General features: G+C 39.8%; 13 protein-coding genes and 1 riboswitch. Of the genes, 5 read left to right on the top strand and 8 right to left on the bottom strand.

Annotated features, from left to right (window positions below):
• Positions 1-178 precede the first annotated feature (178 nt).
• Together M901_RS11520 and M901_RS11515 are read right to left on the bottom strand one after the other, a co-directional pair.
• Positions 179-1,213 (bottom strand): acyl-CoA desaturase, encoded by a 1,035-nt coding sequence (locus tag M901_RS11520; protein ID WP_021278386.1) that lies wholly within the window; start codon positions 1,211-1,213, stop codon positions 179-181.
• 85 nt (positions 1,214-1,298) lie between these two features.
• Positions 1,299-2,423: a succinylglutamate desuccinylase/aspartoacylase family protein gene (locus M901_RS11515; RefSeq protein ID WP_021278380.1), complete on the bottom strand. Its 1,125-nt coding sequence runs from the start codon at positions 2,421-2,423 to the stop codon at positions 1,299-1,301.
• Positions 2,424-2,582: 159 nt separating this feature from the next.
• Here M901_RS11515 and M901_RS16620 point away from each other — a divergent pair, with 159 nt between their 5' ends.
• Positions 2,583-3,254, top strand: a complete 672-nt coding sequence (locus tag M901_RS16620) for an ADP-ribosyltransferase (protein ID WP_021278364.1) — start codon at positions 2,583-2,585, stop codon at positions 3,252-3,254.
• Here the strand turns inward: M901_RS16620 and M901_RS11505 are convergent.
• Genes M901_RS11505 through lysC form a run of 6 tightly spaced genes read right to left on the bottom strand, consistent with a single transcriptional unit; the run spans position 3,251 to position 8,919 of the window.
• A complete protein-coding gene (locus M901_RS11505; RefSeq protein ID WP_021278383.1) occupies positions 3,251-3,979 on the bottom strand; it encodes an ABC transporter substrate-binding protein in 729 nt (242 codons plus the stop codon). The two genes, M901_RS16620 and M901_RS11505, sit on opposite strands and share 4 nt — an antisense overlap.
• A 22-nt stretch (positions 3,980-4,001) precedes the next feature.
• Positions 4,002-5,222, bottom strand: a complete 1,221-nt coding sequence (locus tag M901_RS11500; protein ID WP_021278379.1) for a PLP-dependent decarboxylase — start codon at positions 5,220-5,222, stop codon at positions 4,002-4,004.
• Between the two features lie 16 nt (positions 5,223-5,238).
• On the bottom strand, positions 5,239-5,994 hold the full coding sequence (locus tag M901_RS11495) for a 2,3,4,5-tetrahydropyridine-2,6-dicarboxylate N-succinyltransferase (protein ID WP_021278396.1): 756 nt from the start codon (positions 5,992-5,994) through the stop codon (positions 5,239-5,241).
• A 12-nt stretch (positions 5,995-6,006) separates the two neighbouring features.
• Complete coding sequence (gene dapA, locus M901_RS11490; RefSeq protein WP_021278366.1) at positions 6,007-6,894, bottom strand: 4-hydroxy-tetrahydrodipicolinate synthase; 888 nt, start codon at positions 6,892-6,894, stop codon at positions 6,007-6,009.
• On the bottom strand, positions 6,887-7,570 hold the full coding sequence (locus M901_RS11485) for a 4-hydroxy-tetrahydrodipicolinate reductase (protein WP_021278391.1): 684 nt from the start codon (positions 7,568-7,570) through the stop codon (positions 6,887-6,889). The genes dapA and M901_RS11485 overlap by 8 nt, the downstream gene beginning before the upstream one ends.
• Entirely contained in the window at positions 7,567-8,919 is a 1,353-nt protein-coding gene (lysC, locus tag M901_RS11480; protein WP_021278371.1) for a lysine-sensitive aspartokinase 3, read from the bottom strand. The genes M901_RS11485 and lysC overlap by 4 nt, the downstream gene beginning before the upstream one ends.
• A gap of 78 nt (positions 8,920-8,997) precedes the next feature.
• Positions 8,998-9,191, bottom strand: a riboswitch (Lysine riboswitch).
• Between the two features lie 113 nt (positions 9,192-9,304).
• Here lysC and asd point away from each other — a divergent pair.
• From asd to M901_RS16615, 4 genes are all read left to right on the top strand, one after another.
• Complete coding sequence (asd, locus tag M901_RS11475; RefSeq protein ID WP_021278385.1) at positions 9,305-10,402, top strand: aspartate-semialdehyde dehydrogenase; 1,098 nt, start codon at positions 9,305-9,307, stop codon at positions 10,400-10,402.
• A 76-nt stretch (positions 10,403-10,478) separates the two neighbouring features.
• Positions 10,479-11,243: a phytanoyl-CoA dioxygenase family protein gene (locus M901_RS11470; RefSeq protein WP_021278392.1), complete on the top strand. Its 765-nt coding sequence runs from the start codon at positions 10,479-10,481 to the stop codon at positions 11,241-11,243.
• A 68-nt stretch (positions 11,244-11,311) separates the two neighbouring features.
• The gene (locus M901_RS11465) at positions 11,312-12,346 is read left to right on the top strand and encodes a sugar ABC transporter substrate-binding protein (RefSeq protein ID WP_021278373.1); all 1,035 of its coding nucleotides are present in this window, start codon (positions 11,312-11,314) and stop codon (positions 12,344-12,346) included.
• A 2-nt stretch (positions 12,347-12,348) separates the two neighbouring features.
• Positions 12,349-14,499, top strand: coding sequence for an ATP-binding protein (locus tag M901_RS16615; RefSeq protein WP_081653437.1), 2,151 nt, complete (start codon positions 12,349-12,351; stop codon positions 14,497-14,499).
• The last annotated feature ends 155 nt before the right edge of the window (positions 14,500-14,654 follow it).

Raw genomic sequence — 14,654 nt, 5'->3', positions numbered from 1 at the left:
TAATGAATTCATTCTAAATTGAATTTGATTGAAAATATTAAGAGTCGTTTTCTTGGTGAATATTTTGATGAAATCAGGTGAGTTTTAAGAAATTTTCAATGTTGAAAACGCGAGTAAAGGTACAGATTTTTAGCAAGAATGGTTGGCAGGGAGAGGCCGCCAACCATATTTATGCATATTAAGTATGTAAGTATCGGCTCTGATTAAGAAGGAGCCTAAGTTGCTCTAGAAGTTCTGAATTGTCGATTCCTCGTTGACCTTTAATCTTCTTAACAAGATCCTTAGATTTCTCTAACAGGTACTGGGCCGTCTCTGTGGCGAAATTATCTTTGGCCGTGGCCTTGTCAACATTGGCGGCAATCATCTTGGCCATAATATCTTCTGGCTTCATTCTCTTAAGTGAAGATGTTAGCCCGAAGTATTGGAGAGAGAAGATTAACCACTTACTTGGATCGAAGTGGTACCAACGAATTCCATTTCTATAGTCACTTTGAAAGGCGTGGTGATAATTGTGATAACCCTCGCCAAAGGTAAAGAGTGCTGTGAACCAACTATCTCTTGCGGTTTGGGTTCTGTCGTAAGGTCTAGATCCTAGAACGTGGCAAAGAGAGTTAATAAAAAACGTTCCATGATGAACGAAGACGACTCGTGCAAATCCAGCAAAGAAGAATCCTCCTAAGAATGAATCGGCCACAAAATGTCCAATGATTCCTGGTAGAAGGAAACTAAAGAAGATGATCATGGGCATATAGTACTTATCCTGCAGCATCACCATCTTGTCATTGAGAAGGTCTTTAGAATAGCGGTAATCGCCAATTTCTTCCTTGAGAAGGATCCAGCCCATATGAGCATAGAAGAAGCCTTCATTGATATTGTAAGGGTCCTCTGGAGTGTCAACCTTACCGTGATGTACTCTGTGATCATTACACCACTTTAGAGCGGAGTTTTGAACAGCGCAGCCTCCTGCAATGAGTAGGAGTGCCCTTAATATTGGATGGGCCTTGTAGGCACGGTGAGAAAAGAGTCTATGATATCCCATTGTGATACCAAGTCCTGTGATGACCCAGAAGATAAAGGCCAGAGCGAAGATACTCCATGACCAACCATCTGTTGCCAGCCAATACCAGCTTCCCAATATCGCGACTATTGGACTACCTAGGAGAAAGATAGAGTTGAGCCAGTTAATATTCTTTAAATTATATTTTGCATTCATAATTGCCTCCAAAATTATGGTAGCAAAATGAAGGCAATCCTTTTGTAAAAGAAATGTAAATGTCGCTGACGCAATTCAATAAACCTTAGTCTAGATAGGTGAAACACTCGATAAGGTCCATTCCCATCTTCACATTACTGGTTGGAATATGGTTAATGACAATCCCACGAGTATTGGCCCTGATTTCTGTTTTTGAGGCCTCAAGATCTTCGAGTCTATCAAAGCGATAGAGTGTGGCGAGTAAGTCATTGGCCTTAAACTCTTGTCCTGGCCCAACATGGTATTCGACTAGACCTGCATGAGGAGCGCGATACATCTTGTAATCCTTTAGCGGACAAAAGTGCATCTTTGGTTTTGTGACTGTGCTTTTGTAATCGTTTAAAACTCCTCTTGCACTAAGAAGATTGAGGATATTGTCGGCATCATCTTCTGCGTCACTCATACTAATATACTCTTCTCCACCTAGCTCGACTGTATAGGCCTCAAAGAGGTGAGTGAGGACTCTACCTTTTTCTTTAAGTTTATCGTAGAGCTTTATCCAAGGATTGAATGTGGCCTCATCCATGGCGCCACCGAATTCATTGGGGATAATAATATAATGTGCAAAATTAATATCAACGCATTTGTCGCGTAAGTATTCTGGGGAGTAGATATAGCGAGTGCCAACTGGTGCTGTGTGTAGGTCAAGGACAATGTCGGCCTGACTTGCTAACTCTTGTAACTTAATAAAGACATTCTTATTCTCATTTGGGCCATAGGCCATATGGAAGTCACGGTATTCAGAGACTTTTTGTGCGATGAGGTCCTTGTAGAGTGAGACAATTTCTTCTTCGCTCTTGTGGCCGTGCTCTAGGACAAATTGATCTAAATTTATTTTACCAGCACCCTTATCCAATTTGAAGAAATCGATATACATACGATTCCAATTATCACCAGTGACTGGGTTGAAGCGACCATGAGTATATGTTCCGGCCTTTTGTCCGATGCCATAGGGATTGGCCTGGGGAACGAAGATAATCTTTCCAGAAAATGAAATATTCTTGAGTTTTTCAATGAGCTTGTAAATAACAGCATTTCCTTGAACTTCGGCCCCATGGACATTGGCCTGAATATAGACTGTTTTACCTTCGGATATTCCTGTGAGTTCATACTTATATAAATTCAGCGGTGAGCTCACGACTTCATCGATCTTAATAATTTCCTTCTTCATTTTATCTCCTAGAACTCATTAATTTTACGGTCTTGAAGTGCATAGTGGAAGTAACTTTTACAAAATCCTGCAAAAAAATCCATCAGGTTTTTATTTATGTTATATCCCTGCAAATCAAAAAAAATTAAGAAACAACAGAGAAACAATAGAGAGAGCACAATGAAAAAAATCTTCATCATTCTTTTATTAGGTTTGAGCGCAATTACGAGTACTCAAGCTTGTTATGATATGACAAACGAAGGGCAGGAAGCTTTTTATGAAGCCCTAAGTGAGAGTACTGCTGATAGTTACTATAACTACAAAAAAGATTCTGTCTGCGATAGCTTAGAAGACTACTCAAAGAAGCTCTACAATACACTCTTAGTTGAAGAGGTTTTGGGAATCTACGGTTATACGACGAATGATTTTTATAAGCACTTGAATAGAACCTTGAGATCGGGGAAAGTGGCCGACAAGAAGAAGTATGGAAAGCTTATTGATGTTATCAATACAGGTCTTGATAAACTTCCTAACTTTAAAGGTGAGGTTGTAAGATTTGAGAAGAAGAAGTCTATTTCGAGATTTGGAGTTGGAAAAATCAAAACATTTAAGGCCTATACTTCAACTTCTAAGAAAAAAGACTTCTGCTGGAAGGGCAATGTTAAATTCAGGATCAAGTCTAAAACGGGAAAATTCATTGGAATGATTTCGGCTTATAAATCAGAGCAGGAAGTTCTCTTTCCTCCTAAAAAGAAGTTTAAAGTTATCAAAGTAAAGAAGGCCCCAAAGGACGCTGTCGCAAATTGCCATGATGAGAAAACTCTCAATGTTATTTGGATGGAAGAAGTTTAATCAATATAATCATTTTTTCTAGAGAAGATTGCGAGATAAGTTCCATCTTTAATAATCTTCTCTAGGCCCATATCAAGTTTCCTAGCATATTCTGTCGCTCTTGGATTGAGTTTTGAGAAGGCCACAAATATCTCTGAAGTGTGATTGGTAAACCTAGGTTCAATCAAACTCTTTTTAAGATTCATTTTCTTTAAAGTGTACTTGGCCACCTCATCAAAGAGGATGACGCCATCAATACGCTTTCTTAGTAACATTTGAATGAGTTGGGCCTGGTTCTTGACTTTGATCTCATCTAAGCGGTGGCGATGCTTCTCATACTCATCTCCATATTCGTACTCATTGATGACACCAATCTTGAAGTCTTTTGGAATCGCATCCATTTTAGAGAATTGCGAAAACTCACCGGCCCTAACATAGAATGATGCACTGGCCTTTAAGATAGGCGTCTTACCAAAGATATAGGTCTGGGAAGTTGTATGTTGTTTCGTCACATTAAAACAACCGTCAGCGTCGCCATTTTTGGCCATGCTAAGGGCCCTAGAATAAGGGGCAACCTTAAATTTTGGAGTCAAACCAACTGTTTTAAAGGCGGCCAGAATAATCTGCTTTGAGTAACCATTACCATTCTTATCAGAAAATGGCGGCCATGAGTCCTCAACCGCTAGAGTGAGACTCCAGCTTAATTGCGAGACTAAGAAGAGACTAAGAAATAATTTTAATTTCATAGCAATATGATAGCACAGAATTCTAAACTAACCAGTCGGAGCTCGTTTTTATTCCTCGTGGAGTCATTATATCTCCCTTATAACTTACGACTTCAGCAGGGAGGTTGTGACATAGGAAAAACGGCATGGCCTCTGTGAAGCCATAGGCACCGGCCTGTGAGAATATCAGCCAGTCTCCATAGTCGACGTTCTCTGGAAGTTTGAAAACTCCGAGTTTGTCTATCGCTGTACACAAAGGGCCGTGAACATGAAACTCCTTGGTCTCAGTTGAGGGATCTTCTTTTAGAACATGACAAGGAAAGGCCTGACCAGTAAGAGCAGGTCTTGCCAAGTGATTTGTTCCACCATCTAAGACAAGAATTTCCCTCCCTCTCACGGTCTTTCTGTCGATAACCTGAGAGAGGTAGTATCCACATTCTCCAACTGCGAAGCGACCAAGTTCCATCCAGATCTTATTCAATCCGTGCTTGGCCTTAAGCTTAACTAAGACATCGTTGATATCTTTAAAGTCGATTGTCTTACTTTCATTTTGATAAGGGATTCCAAGACCACCACCAAGATCGATAACCTCGAGCGAGGCCTCCATCTTTTGAGCAAGATCTTTGACTTCGAGACAGGTCTTGTCCCAAATCTTTTCTAGCTGGGATACTTCGAGAATATTTCCCCACTGAAAGACGTGGAAGCCAATAACTTCAACATTGGGGTAGTGCTTAAGATTTACTTTTTCCCAAGCGGCCTTATCCATCCCAAAGGCCGTAATCTCATTTCCACCAAGAACTGATTTCCCTTCATCCCAAGGAAGTTGAACCCTTAAAAGGGCCTTGGCCTTAACACCTTCTTCTCGCGCTTGTTCTTCGAGCCATTCAAGTTGATAGAGACTTTCAACAACAACACTATTAATCTCATTCTTTAAGAGACTTCTAATATACTTGCGAGACTTACTTGGTCCAGTAGATATAATATCTTCTGATTTCACTCCAGCGCTGACAACTTGTTCAAGCTCGCCAAGGCTGGCAACATCGACACCTAGGCCGAGATTGCGAATGAGTTTTAATATAGATGAGAGGGGATTTGCCTTACAGGCAAACCAGAGTTTCACATCATCGTCCTTATGATCTCTCATATAAGTGAGATGTTTTTCTAGTTCATCTAAGTCATAGAAGTAAAAAGAAGAGTCGAGTCTCTTGATGATCTTTTGCAGGTCTTCTTTGTGCTTAGCTAGAAATTGAGTAAACTCTGGCATGTTTAAATCCTTATAATTATCTTAAAAAGCTTTCAAGCTCTAGTGAGGCGTCTGATTTTTCATCGCGATATTTAATAATCATCGCGCAGTTCATATTGAGCCCCATCTCTTTTGCCCAAGGAAGCTTATCACTTACAGGTCTTGTTCCTGGAACAACAACTGCTCTTTCTGGGATTGGCTCTCCCTTATCGAGAATTCTTCCGTGGACACAGTCATAGACAGGAACACCTTTAGAGAGGATAACTCCTGGAGCGATAACAGCTTCTTTTAGAACTTGAATACCTTCAACAATAACGGCTCCTGCCCCAATGAAAGCACCGTCTTCAATAATAACGGGAGCAAGTCCAATTGGCTCAAGAACACCTCCGATTTGAACTCCTGCAGAGAGGTGAACATTCTTTCCTATCTGAGCACATGATCCAACTAGGGCATGTGAGTCAACCATTGTTCCTTCATCTACGAAGGCCCCGATATTAATATAGGCCGGTGGCATGATAATAACACCTTTTGCAACGTGGGCTCCTGTTCTCACACTTGAGCCACCCGGTACCATTCTTACGCCATCTTCCGTTGTAAATTTCCTCGCTGGAATATTGTGTTTATCGACAAAACCAGGCCATGAGAATTCATCTTGATTAATATTATTTCCATTTTTAAAGGCCTCTAGAATACCTTGTTTAACTTCAGTATTAGCAACCCATTTCCCGTCAACTTTATTTGCAGCTCTAAGAGTTCCTTCTTCAAGTCCTTTTAAAATTTCTTTCCAATCCATTATTTACTCCGATTATTTATAATTCTTAAACCAATTATTAATTTCATTGTGAGAGGCCAAGACCTCATCTTTCTTGCACATATCATCTAGTGTTAGGGGAGCTCTAAGAGTTCCGTTACTAATTTGTCCTGCCTGTGCCATTAACCATTTCACTGGAATTGGGTTTGAGGCCACGAAGAGATTATTAGTAGCGCTTACCCAAAGATCAATCTCTTTTAATTCTTGTGTGAGAGCAAGTTGAGTGTACTTATGAGTTTGCTCTGGCCATACATTCGCGGCCACTGAAACAAGTCCAACACACCCAATTTTTGCAAAGTCTGGTAGCATTCCATCGTCTCCACTATAAACACGAGGATTCTCTCCTGCTGCCTTAACATATTCTGCAAATCTTTCGACTGATCCTGAGGCCTCTTTAATGGCCCAGAAATTCTTGTGGGAATTAAGTCTTTCTACCGCCGAGAATGACATATCTTTTCCTGTACGACTTGGAACATTGTAGAGCATACATGGTTTTTGCGCACGATCGAGGATGGCCTTAAACCATTGATATTGTCCTTCATCTCCTGGTTTTGCATAGAGTGGAGTCACTACGAGATAACAGTCGATTTCCAATGTGTTTAGGTAGTCTGTCCATTTAAGCGTTTCTCTTAAATTTATTCCACCAATCCCACACATAAGGGGAACTTTTCTTTCAAATTTACAAGTGAATTCAAGAACACTTCTGGCCTCTTCTTCATCAATATTGAGCGCCTCTCCTGTAGATCCAAGAATGAGGATTCCATTACCTGCGCTATCTTGCGCTTTAAGGATATTCTCTAGAGATGAGTAATCGACGCTTCCGTCTTCGTTCATTGGCGTGATAACCGCCGTCCATAGGGGAGTTGAATTAATATTAGTCATTTTTATCCTCGCTTAAAGCTTTGAGAGCTACGTTTGAAAAGTCATGAAGTCCAGGCTCAAGTCTTAGAACTTGATCACAGGCCCAAAGTGCACCTTCGGCAAAAATCTTGCGATCAAGGGCTTCATGTCGAAGAAATATTTTTTCATTATCTGTTTCTAGAGTTAACTCATGAGTTCCGACAACATCACCAATTCTCTCATATGTCATCTGTGAGTCATGGCCAAGCCAATCTTGCCATGCCTTTGCTGTTCCACTTGGTGCATCGAGTTTCTTAGTGTGATGAATCTCGTGAATAGAGAAGTTAGAGTTTGTAAATAAGGCATCAGCTTTGGAGAGTATATTGATCATCTGCTTGATGAGATTCATCCCCAAAGAGAAGTTATTAGAATGTATCCAAGCGGCCTTTGAATCAGCAACTAGCTTTAGTCTTTCAGGAGTCCATTCAAAACCAGTAGAACCTGATACTACGCATATTCCTGACTGGCTAATTTCATCCATATATTGAAGAAATATATCTCCAGTCAAAAATGAGAGGACCACATCATGACCTTCTAATTTGCTTTTAGTAGGAGTGTTCTTAGAGTCAAAAATTGTGACTTCTAGATCATCTCTTTGTGAGATTAACTCTAAGGCCTTTGAACCTGTTTTTCCTTTACCAAGTAATGCTATTTTCATCCGATGAATTCCTTATGAAGCCTTTGAATACATTCCGTGGCTTCGGATTCTTTTACTAAGAAGCAGAAATTATGCTTACTAGCACCAAGGCAAATCATTCTTACATTGATGCCTTCGAGTGAATTAAAAATTTTAGCGGCGAGATTTGGCGTATGGTTGATATCATTTCCAATAAGGCTCACTAAACTTAACCCTTCTTCTACTTTGACATCACAAAGTGTACCAAGAGTTTCTATGATTTTGCTATTTAAAAGTGTTGAATCATCTAATGTAAGGGCCACTGAGATTTCGGAAGTCGTGATTGAGTCAATACTGACCTTAAAATCATTAAAAACTTTGAAGATTTCATAGAGAAAACCGTGAGAATGTAGCATTTTTGGTGTTGATAACGTTAGGAGTGACTGACCCTTTCTCATGGCCATGGCCCTTACTAGTGGTGTCGACTCTGTTTCTGTTTTAATCCATGTCCCAGGTTCATTTGGCTCATAACTTGATCCTACAAAGACTTGGACATTACTTCTTAAGGCCGGTGTTAGAGTTGTTGGATGTAAAATCTTGGCCCCGAAAGTTGCAAGCTCAGCTGCTTCTGAATATGTAATCTCTCCTAAGAGCCTTGCTTCAGGAACAATGCGTGGATCTGTTGTGGCGATTCCGGCCACATCAGTCCAGATTTGGAGAATGTCCGCACCGAGTCCTTCAGCAAGAAGTGCTGCAGAGTAATCGCTTCCTCCGCGACCAAGAGTTGTTGTCATTTCATCACTCGTAGAACCTATAAACCCTTGAGTGACAAAGACAGTATTTCCATATTTAGCGTCAATAAGATGCTTATTACAAAGTTGTGCTATTTCTTCAATCTGTGGTTTTGCCTTAGTATAGTCATCATCTGTACGCATGACCTTTCTAACATCAAACCACTGTACATCTTTACCAGTATATTCATTAGCTAATACCTGAGCAAAGATCGTCGATGATAGTCTCTCACCAAGTGAGACTAGCGAGTCATAGGCCTTGAGTGAGCACTCTCTTAAAAGAAACATTCCGTGTGCGAGAGTCTTTGCTTGTTTGAGAAGTTCATCAACTTGCGAGTAAAGGGTATCATCAGCTTGCATTTGTTCAAGAATGCTATGATGCTTAAGGACGATTTCATCGTAGACTTGTTCGACATTTTCCCAGGCATGTTTACAAGCATTCTCAGATAAAGCTATGAGAAGATTTGTGACACCATAGACTGCAGAGACAACGACGACATTGGCCTTCTGATCACGTGAGACAGAGGCACTTCTTTTCATGGCCGTGAGATCGGCCATAGAACTTCCACCAAATTTGGCAACAATGATTTTTTCGCTCATCGAAACTTCCTTTATATAAAGAAATAATTTGTAAATAAATGTTTGTGAAGGGTATGGGAATTAATCGAAATTAGAATCAATTCCCGAAGTGCTCCACTATTTTTAATAGTGACAGTCCCAAGGTTTCTCCCTTGGTAACCAGCTCGATTCTGTGTAAAGTTCAAAATTAAGCTTCGGCAACTTTCCCCTTACTGTGTGTCTTAAGAACATGTTCTAAACATGCTTTACATTCCTCGACACAGTTATCTGAAAGATGCACCCCTTCGGAACAATATAAGTCTAAGGGACAATTCAGAATGCGTCAACTTTCCATTTGCCATTCAAATAGCTTTAGAGTTTTAATAAAGAGTAATCTCATTAAGACTATTTTAAATAAGGAAGAAAAATGAAGAATGTTGGTATTATCGGATGGAGAGGAATGGTTGGTTCAGTACTTCTAGACAGAATGAAGACTGAAGGTGACTTTAAGAAAATCACTCCACATTTCTATTCGACATCTCAGGCCGGTCAAAAAGGGCCATCAATTGATGGTGTTGATTACACACTTCTCGATGCTAACTCAATTGAGTCACTTAAAGAAATGGATATTATCATTTCATGTCAAGGTGGCGACTATACAAAACAAGTTCACCCACAACTGAGACAATCTAATTGGAATGGATATTGGATCGATGCTGCTAGCTCTCTTCGTATGAATGAAGATGCTGTCATTATTCTAGATCCCGTGAATCGAAATGTGATTGATCAGGCCATTGAAAAGGGAATTAAAGATTTTGTCGGAGGAAATTGTACCGTTTCTTTAATGCTTATGGGAGTGGGATCACTTTTTAATGAAAATCTTGTTGAGTGGATGACTTCAATGACATACCAAGCGGCCTCAGGTGGAGGCGCAAGACATATGAAAGAGCTTTTGACTCAAATGCAAGTGATCGGAAATAACGCCGCTCATATGATGGATGGAGATATCCTAAAATTAGATGCGGCCATGAGTAAGTTACTTTCTTCCCATGAGATCAACACTGATTGTTTCGGGGCACCACTTGCCTTAAATCTTATTCCTTGGATTGACTCGGCCCTTGAAAATGGTCAGACCAGAGAGGAATGGAAGGCCTTTAGCGAGACGAATAAAATTCTAGGCAGACAAGAGAATCCAATTCCTATTGATGGGACATGTGTTCGTGTTGGAGCACTGAGATCTCACTCTCAGGCCCTAACAATTAAACTTAATAAGTCAGTTGAGATTAAGACTATTGAAGAAATGATTCAAAGCTCAAGTGAATGGGTTGAAGTTGTAGAAAATACACCAGAGGCCACAAGAGAAAAGCTCTGTCCTCGCTATGTCTCGGGAAGTCTTAAGACAGTTGTTGGTAGAATTAGAAAAATGAATCTTGGTGATGAATACCTGAATATCTTCACTTCTGGGGATCAGCTTCTTTGGGGGGCGGCAGAGCCTCTAAGAAGAATGCTTAACATACTGTTATAGTAGGTTAAGTCCAATAAAAAATATGTCAATTTTTTCACCCTAAGCTTTGGCCTAGGGTGAATGTTATAATTTCCCTATGAAAAAGAATTGGGAATTAAAATCACTCACACAAGAACAAGTCCAGGAATTCTACAATAAGGGATTTCTAATTATTAAAGGTGTCTTTAAGGCCGAGGAAATGAAGAGCGTTCAGTCTTCTTTTGAAAATCTCTACGACCTTGCCAAGGGATTGGATGGAAATACTCAAGAGATAGAAGGAAGCCACTTTGTCTTTGAAAAAGGCGGGCTCAATCGTATCGTCTGGTGTGGTGGGAAAGAAAAATATCTGTTGGATTTTTCTAAGGATGAAAGGATTTTAAATCCAGTCAGTGATATTTTAAACACTGGGGTTCTCAATCAAATTATCAATCAGGCCCACTTCAAGATGCCTGGAGAAAGAATCGAATTTAAATGGCATCAAGATAGTGAACATCGACGTTATGGAACTGAGATGTGGAAGGATGTAGATGGACGTGGAAGTTACGTTCAAACAGTTGTGGCCGTAGATGAGATGAATGAAAATAATGGGCCACTGGTCTTCATTCCCCATAGTAATCAAGAGGGTCACCTAGACCTTCAAAATAATAAAGAGCTTCTTCAAAAGATTGAAAAAATGGAGAAGGTCTCGTTAAATCTTCAACCTGGTGACTTGGCCCTTTTTGGCCCTTATACAATCCATAGCTCATCGGTGAATCTTAGTGACTCTCCAAGGCGAGTTTTGATCAATGGTTATGCCTATCCTGGTGCAAATTCAAGGCTTTACCCTGGTGTAGGGCTTGGAAGAGAACTGGCGGTCAGCTAAATAAATTTACTGCTTAAATATTAGTCTTAGTCTATAATTATGGAAATGTTCATATATAGGGATAAGGCATGCAATATCTTTTTAAGTACTTTCTAGTACTACTACTTCCAATATTTATTTTTGCGAAAGAATATCGTGTTGGTGTTCTTTATTGGTCAATGAATATAGAGGGCCAAGTCAAAATGGCCAGAGGGCTTGAAGCCGAGGCCAAGAGAATTAATGCTGAAGCTAAGAAATCCGGAAAGCCTATGGTCAAGCTCATTAAATATGTTGCTGGTGATGGTAGTGCCGGTGTTGATAAGCAAGTTAAGCAAATGCATAAAATGATTGATCACGATAATGTCGATATCATTATTGTTCAGCCAACTGATAACGCCGCTCTTGTTAAACCATTAAAAAAGGCCAACCGAAAAAAGATTCCTGTCATTGCCTATGACCAATATATCATTGCAGGAAAGTTAGACAGCTATATAACTTCGAATAATTACCAGGCCGGCTATCTTGCAGGAGAGTATCTCGCTTCGAAGTTTGCCAACAAGCATATGATAAAACTACTCCTTGTTGAGTATCCTCTTGTCTCCTCAACAGTTGAAAGAGTTGATGGCTTCTTTGATGCTCTTAACGATAATAAACAGGCCTATAAGATTCTTAAGGCCTATCAAGCAGTCGAGCCTATCAGTGGCCGTAAGGCCGGAAATGATATCCTCAATGACTTTTCTAAGAAAGGAAGTATTGATGCGATCTTCACAGTTAATGATGGCGGTGGTCTTCCTATCGTAGATGCTCTACAAAATGCGGGCAGAGATGAGGTCTTAGTCGCGACAATTGATGGTGATCCTAAATCTGTCAAGAATATCAAGGCCTCAAGAAATACTATAATAGATTCAGCTCAATTTTGTGGGGATATTGGAAGAAAGAGTATGGCCGTGGCCTATGATAAGCTTCTTGGGAAATCGATTCCAGGCAAGATCCTGATCCCGACCTTCCCAATTACTAAAGAAACAATGTCTCGCTATCCCGGTTGGATGGGAAAGGTTCCCAAGGCATTCGAAAAACCATGGAAACGCGGTGTTTTCTGGAATAATAATTATAAGACCTACTAGAGATGAATAAACTTAGTACCCGAGAATTCGACAATATCAACGTCAAAATCGCAGTATCCTTTTTCATACTGTTGATCTCTATTATTCTCGTGATCCTACTTGTGAACCGCTCTCTATTTAAAGAGACTCTTGGTCATTCGGAAAAAGAGCTCTCGCGAAGTATTACTAATATCCTTAAGATTTCAATCAATAGGATTTCTTTTTCGGGTAAGTATCATGCACAAGTCTTTGCCGATAGTCTCCTAGAAAAGGAAGAGAGTCTTCTCTACATCTATATTATTAATGATACAGGTCGTGCGGTGGCCAAGAGTACAAGGGCCCATCTTCAAAAGGAACTTCAATTTGATGTCGAAAACTATCGTCATATTTTTAATCGCTTAACAGAAGATAGCTATCAAATAACGAAGAAGACTTGCTGTTCAGATATTCAATTTAACGAAATCGTAATGCCTTACAAAGTCAGCGTGGATCGCTCAAAGAACGGTATTATCGTGGCCGGCATCTCTACCTTTTCAACTGCTAATCAGCTGAAGAAGAACTCTGTTCTCATATCACTGGTGGGAATTGTGGCGGCCTTTGTCGGGCTCTTGCTTATCTTCCTACTGGCCAACAATTTATCTTATCCAATTAGAAGTATGGCCATTATCTTTAAGAGTTTCTTAGAGCATGCTCCTATGGGAATTGTTATTAGAAAGAAAAATGGTGATATCGTTGAGACGAGTAATAGTTTCAATACAAAATTCAATGTGGTGCCAATCGCTGAAATCTCTAAGCAGTCTTATCACTCACAATGGAATAAGGCCTTCTACGAAATAGATAATATGCTTGAAAAGGGGAGCGGAGTCGTCAAGAAAGAATTCAAATTCCTCGACGGACATCATCAAGATCACTTTTCAACAATCTCTTTTGAGATCGATTCGATTAACGAAAAGGAAGAGAATCTCTATTGTACTATTGCGATTAATACTAATGAAGAGAAGAAGTTCAAGGAACAATTGGAAAAAAGAACTCTCGAGGCCCGTAAAGCTTCTCAGGCCAAGACTTCATTTCTGGCCACAATGTCCCATGAGATTCGTACTCCGCTAACATCAATTATTGGTTTCCTAGGCTTACTCTCTGAGACATCTCTGGATAAGAGCCAGGATAAATTCACTAAGACCGCACTTAACTCAAGTGAGAATCTCTTGGCCCTAATTAATGATATCCTAGATTATTCTAAGATTGAATCAGAGGACTTCAAGCTTGAGATGACGGACTTCTCAATTAAAGAGATGTGCAAGAGTGTTGAAGAGATTTTTCGCTTTCAGGCCAAAGAAAAGAACCTCAATTTTAGTGTAAAGATCGCAGATAATGTGAGTGACTATGTTAATGGTGATGAAATACGTATCCGTCAAATTCTCATTAATCTCATTGGAAACTCGATAAAGTTTACTTCTGTCGGTTCTGTTCATTGTGATGTTGAGATGAGAAAAGAAGGTGTTGACTCGCAAACACTTCGCTTCTCAGTAAAGGATACGGGAATTGGTTTAAAGAAAGATCAGGTCTCACAAATCTTTGACCAATTTAGCCAGGCCGATAATTCAATTAGTCGAAAGTTTGGTGGTACAGGTCTAGGACTTTCTATCACAAAGAAACTGGTTGAGCTGATGCATGGAAGTATTCATGTGGAATCAGAATACGGCAAGGGATCACTCTTTTATTTTGATCTTCGCTTTGATGTGGTCCAGGCCCCTGAGCAAGATACCTCTCAAGCGAAAGCTAGAACTGAGGGAGAGTACCAGGACAAGAGAGTTCTTGTTGTGGATGATGAAGAAAGTAATAGGCAATTAATTGAACTCTATATGAAGAAGCTAGGTATTAGCCCAGACATTGCCAGCAATGGACATGAGGCAATTAAACTGGTCAAAAGAAATACTTACGATATGGTTCTCATGGATATTCAGATGCCAGACTGTGATGGTGTCCAGGCCTTAAAGGAAATTCGAGAATTTGAGAAAATGAATGGGATTAGGCCAACATCAGTCTACGCATTTACTGCCAATGTTTTTAGAGAACAATTAGATGAATATCATCAACTCGGCTTCAATGGACACCTGACAAAGCCATTTAAAAAGAATGATCTTATAGGATTCCTAAAAGAATACCTGTCTTAATATTTTTTTACTTACATAAATAAACGATTGTTTAAATATGTTATGTGCTCACGTGAAAACCTGGAACATGCCATGTTTGTTGTTAGAATGTAACATGTTTTATAGCTAGGTATAATTGCAGTTATGCCTAGCTATATGTTTTGAAAACCTTCGTG

Origin of the sequence: Bacteriovorax sp. DB6_IX (assembly GCF_000447775.1) — a bacterium.
Classification (GTDB): domain Bacteria; phylum Bdellovibrionota; class Bacteriovoracia; order Bacteriovoracales; family Bacteriovoracaceae; genus Halobacteriovorax_A.
This window is presented reverse-complemented; position numbering and strand designations above follow the sequence as displayed.

Excerpts from the sequence above, each read along its gene's own strand:
- M901_RS11520 (WP_021278386.1), bottom strand. The coding sequence starts at position 1,213 with ATGAATGCAAAATATAATTTAAAGAATATTAACTGGCTCAACTCTATC.
- M901_RS11515 (WP_021278380.1), bottom strand. The coding sequence starts at position 2,423 with ATGAAGAAGGAAATTATTAAGATCGATGAAGTCGTGAGCTCACCGCTG.
- M901_RS16620 (WP_021278364.1), top strand. The coding sequence starts at position 2,583 with ATGAAAAAAATCTTCATCATTCTTTTATTAGGTTTGAGCGCAATTACG.
- M901_RS11505 (WP_021278383.1), bottom strand. The coding sequence starts at position 3,979 with ATGAAATTAAAATTATTTCTTAGTCTCTTCTTAGTCTCGCAATTAAGC.
- M901_RS11500 (WP_021278379.1), bottom strand. The coding sequence starts at position 5,222 with ATGCCAGAGTTTACTCAATTTCTAGCTAAGCACAAAGAAGACCTGCAA.
- M901_RS11495 (WP_021278396.1), bottom strand. The coding sequence starts at position 5,994 with ATGGATTGGAAAGAAATTTTAAAAGGACTTGAAGAAGGAACTCTTAGA.
- dapA (WP_021278366.1), bottom strand. The coding sequence starts at position 6,894 with ATGACTAATATTAATTCAACTCCCCTATGGACGGCGGTTATCACGCCA.
- M901_RS11485 (WP_021278391.1), bottom strand. The coding sequence starts at position 7,570 with ATGAAAATAGCATTACTTGGTAAAGGAAAAACAGGTTCAAAGGCCTTA.
- lysC (WP_021278371.1), bottom strand. The coding sequence starts at position 8,919 with ATGAGCGAAAAAATCATTGTTGCCAAATTTGGTGGAAGTTCTATGGCC.
- asd (WP_021278385.1), top strand. The coding sequence starts at position 9,305 with ATGAAGAATGTTGGTATTATCGGATGGAGAGGAATGGTTGGTTCAGTA.
- M901_RS11470 (WP_021278392.1), top strand. The coding sequence starts at position 10,479 with ATGAAAAAGAATTGGGAATTAAAATCACTCACACAAGAACAAGTCCAG.
- M901_RS11465 (WP_021278373.1), top strand. The coding sequence starts at position 11,312 with ATGCAATATCTTTTTAAGTACTTTCTAGTACTACTACTTCCAATATTT.
- M901_RS16615 (WP_081653437.1), top strand. The coding sequence starts at position 12,349 with ATGAATAAACTTAGTACCCGAGAATTCGACAATATCAACGTCAAAATC.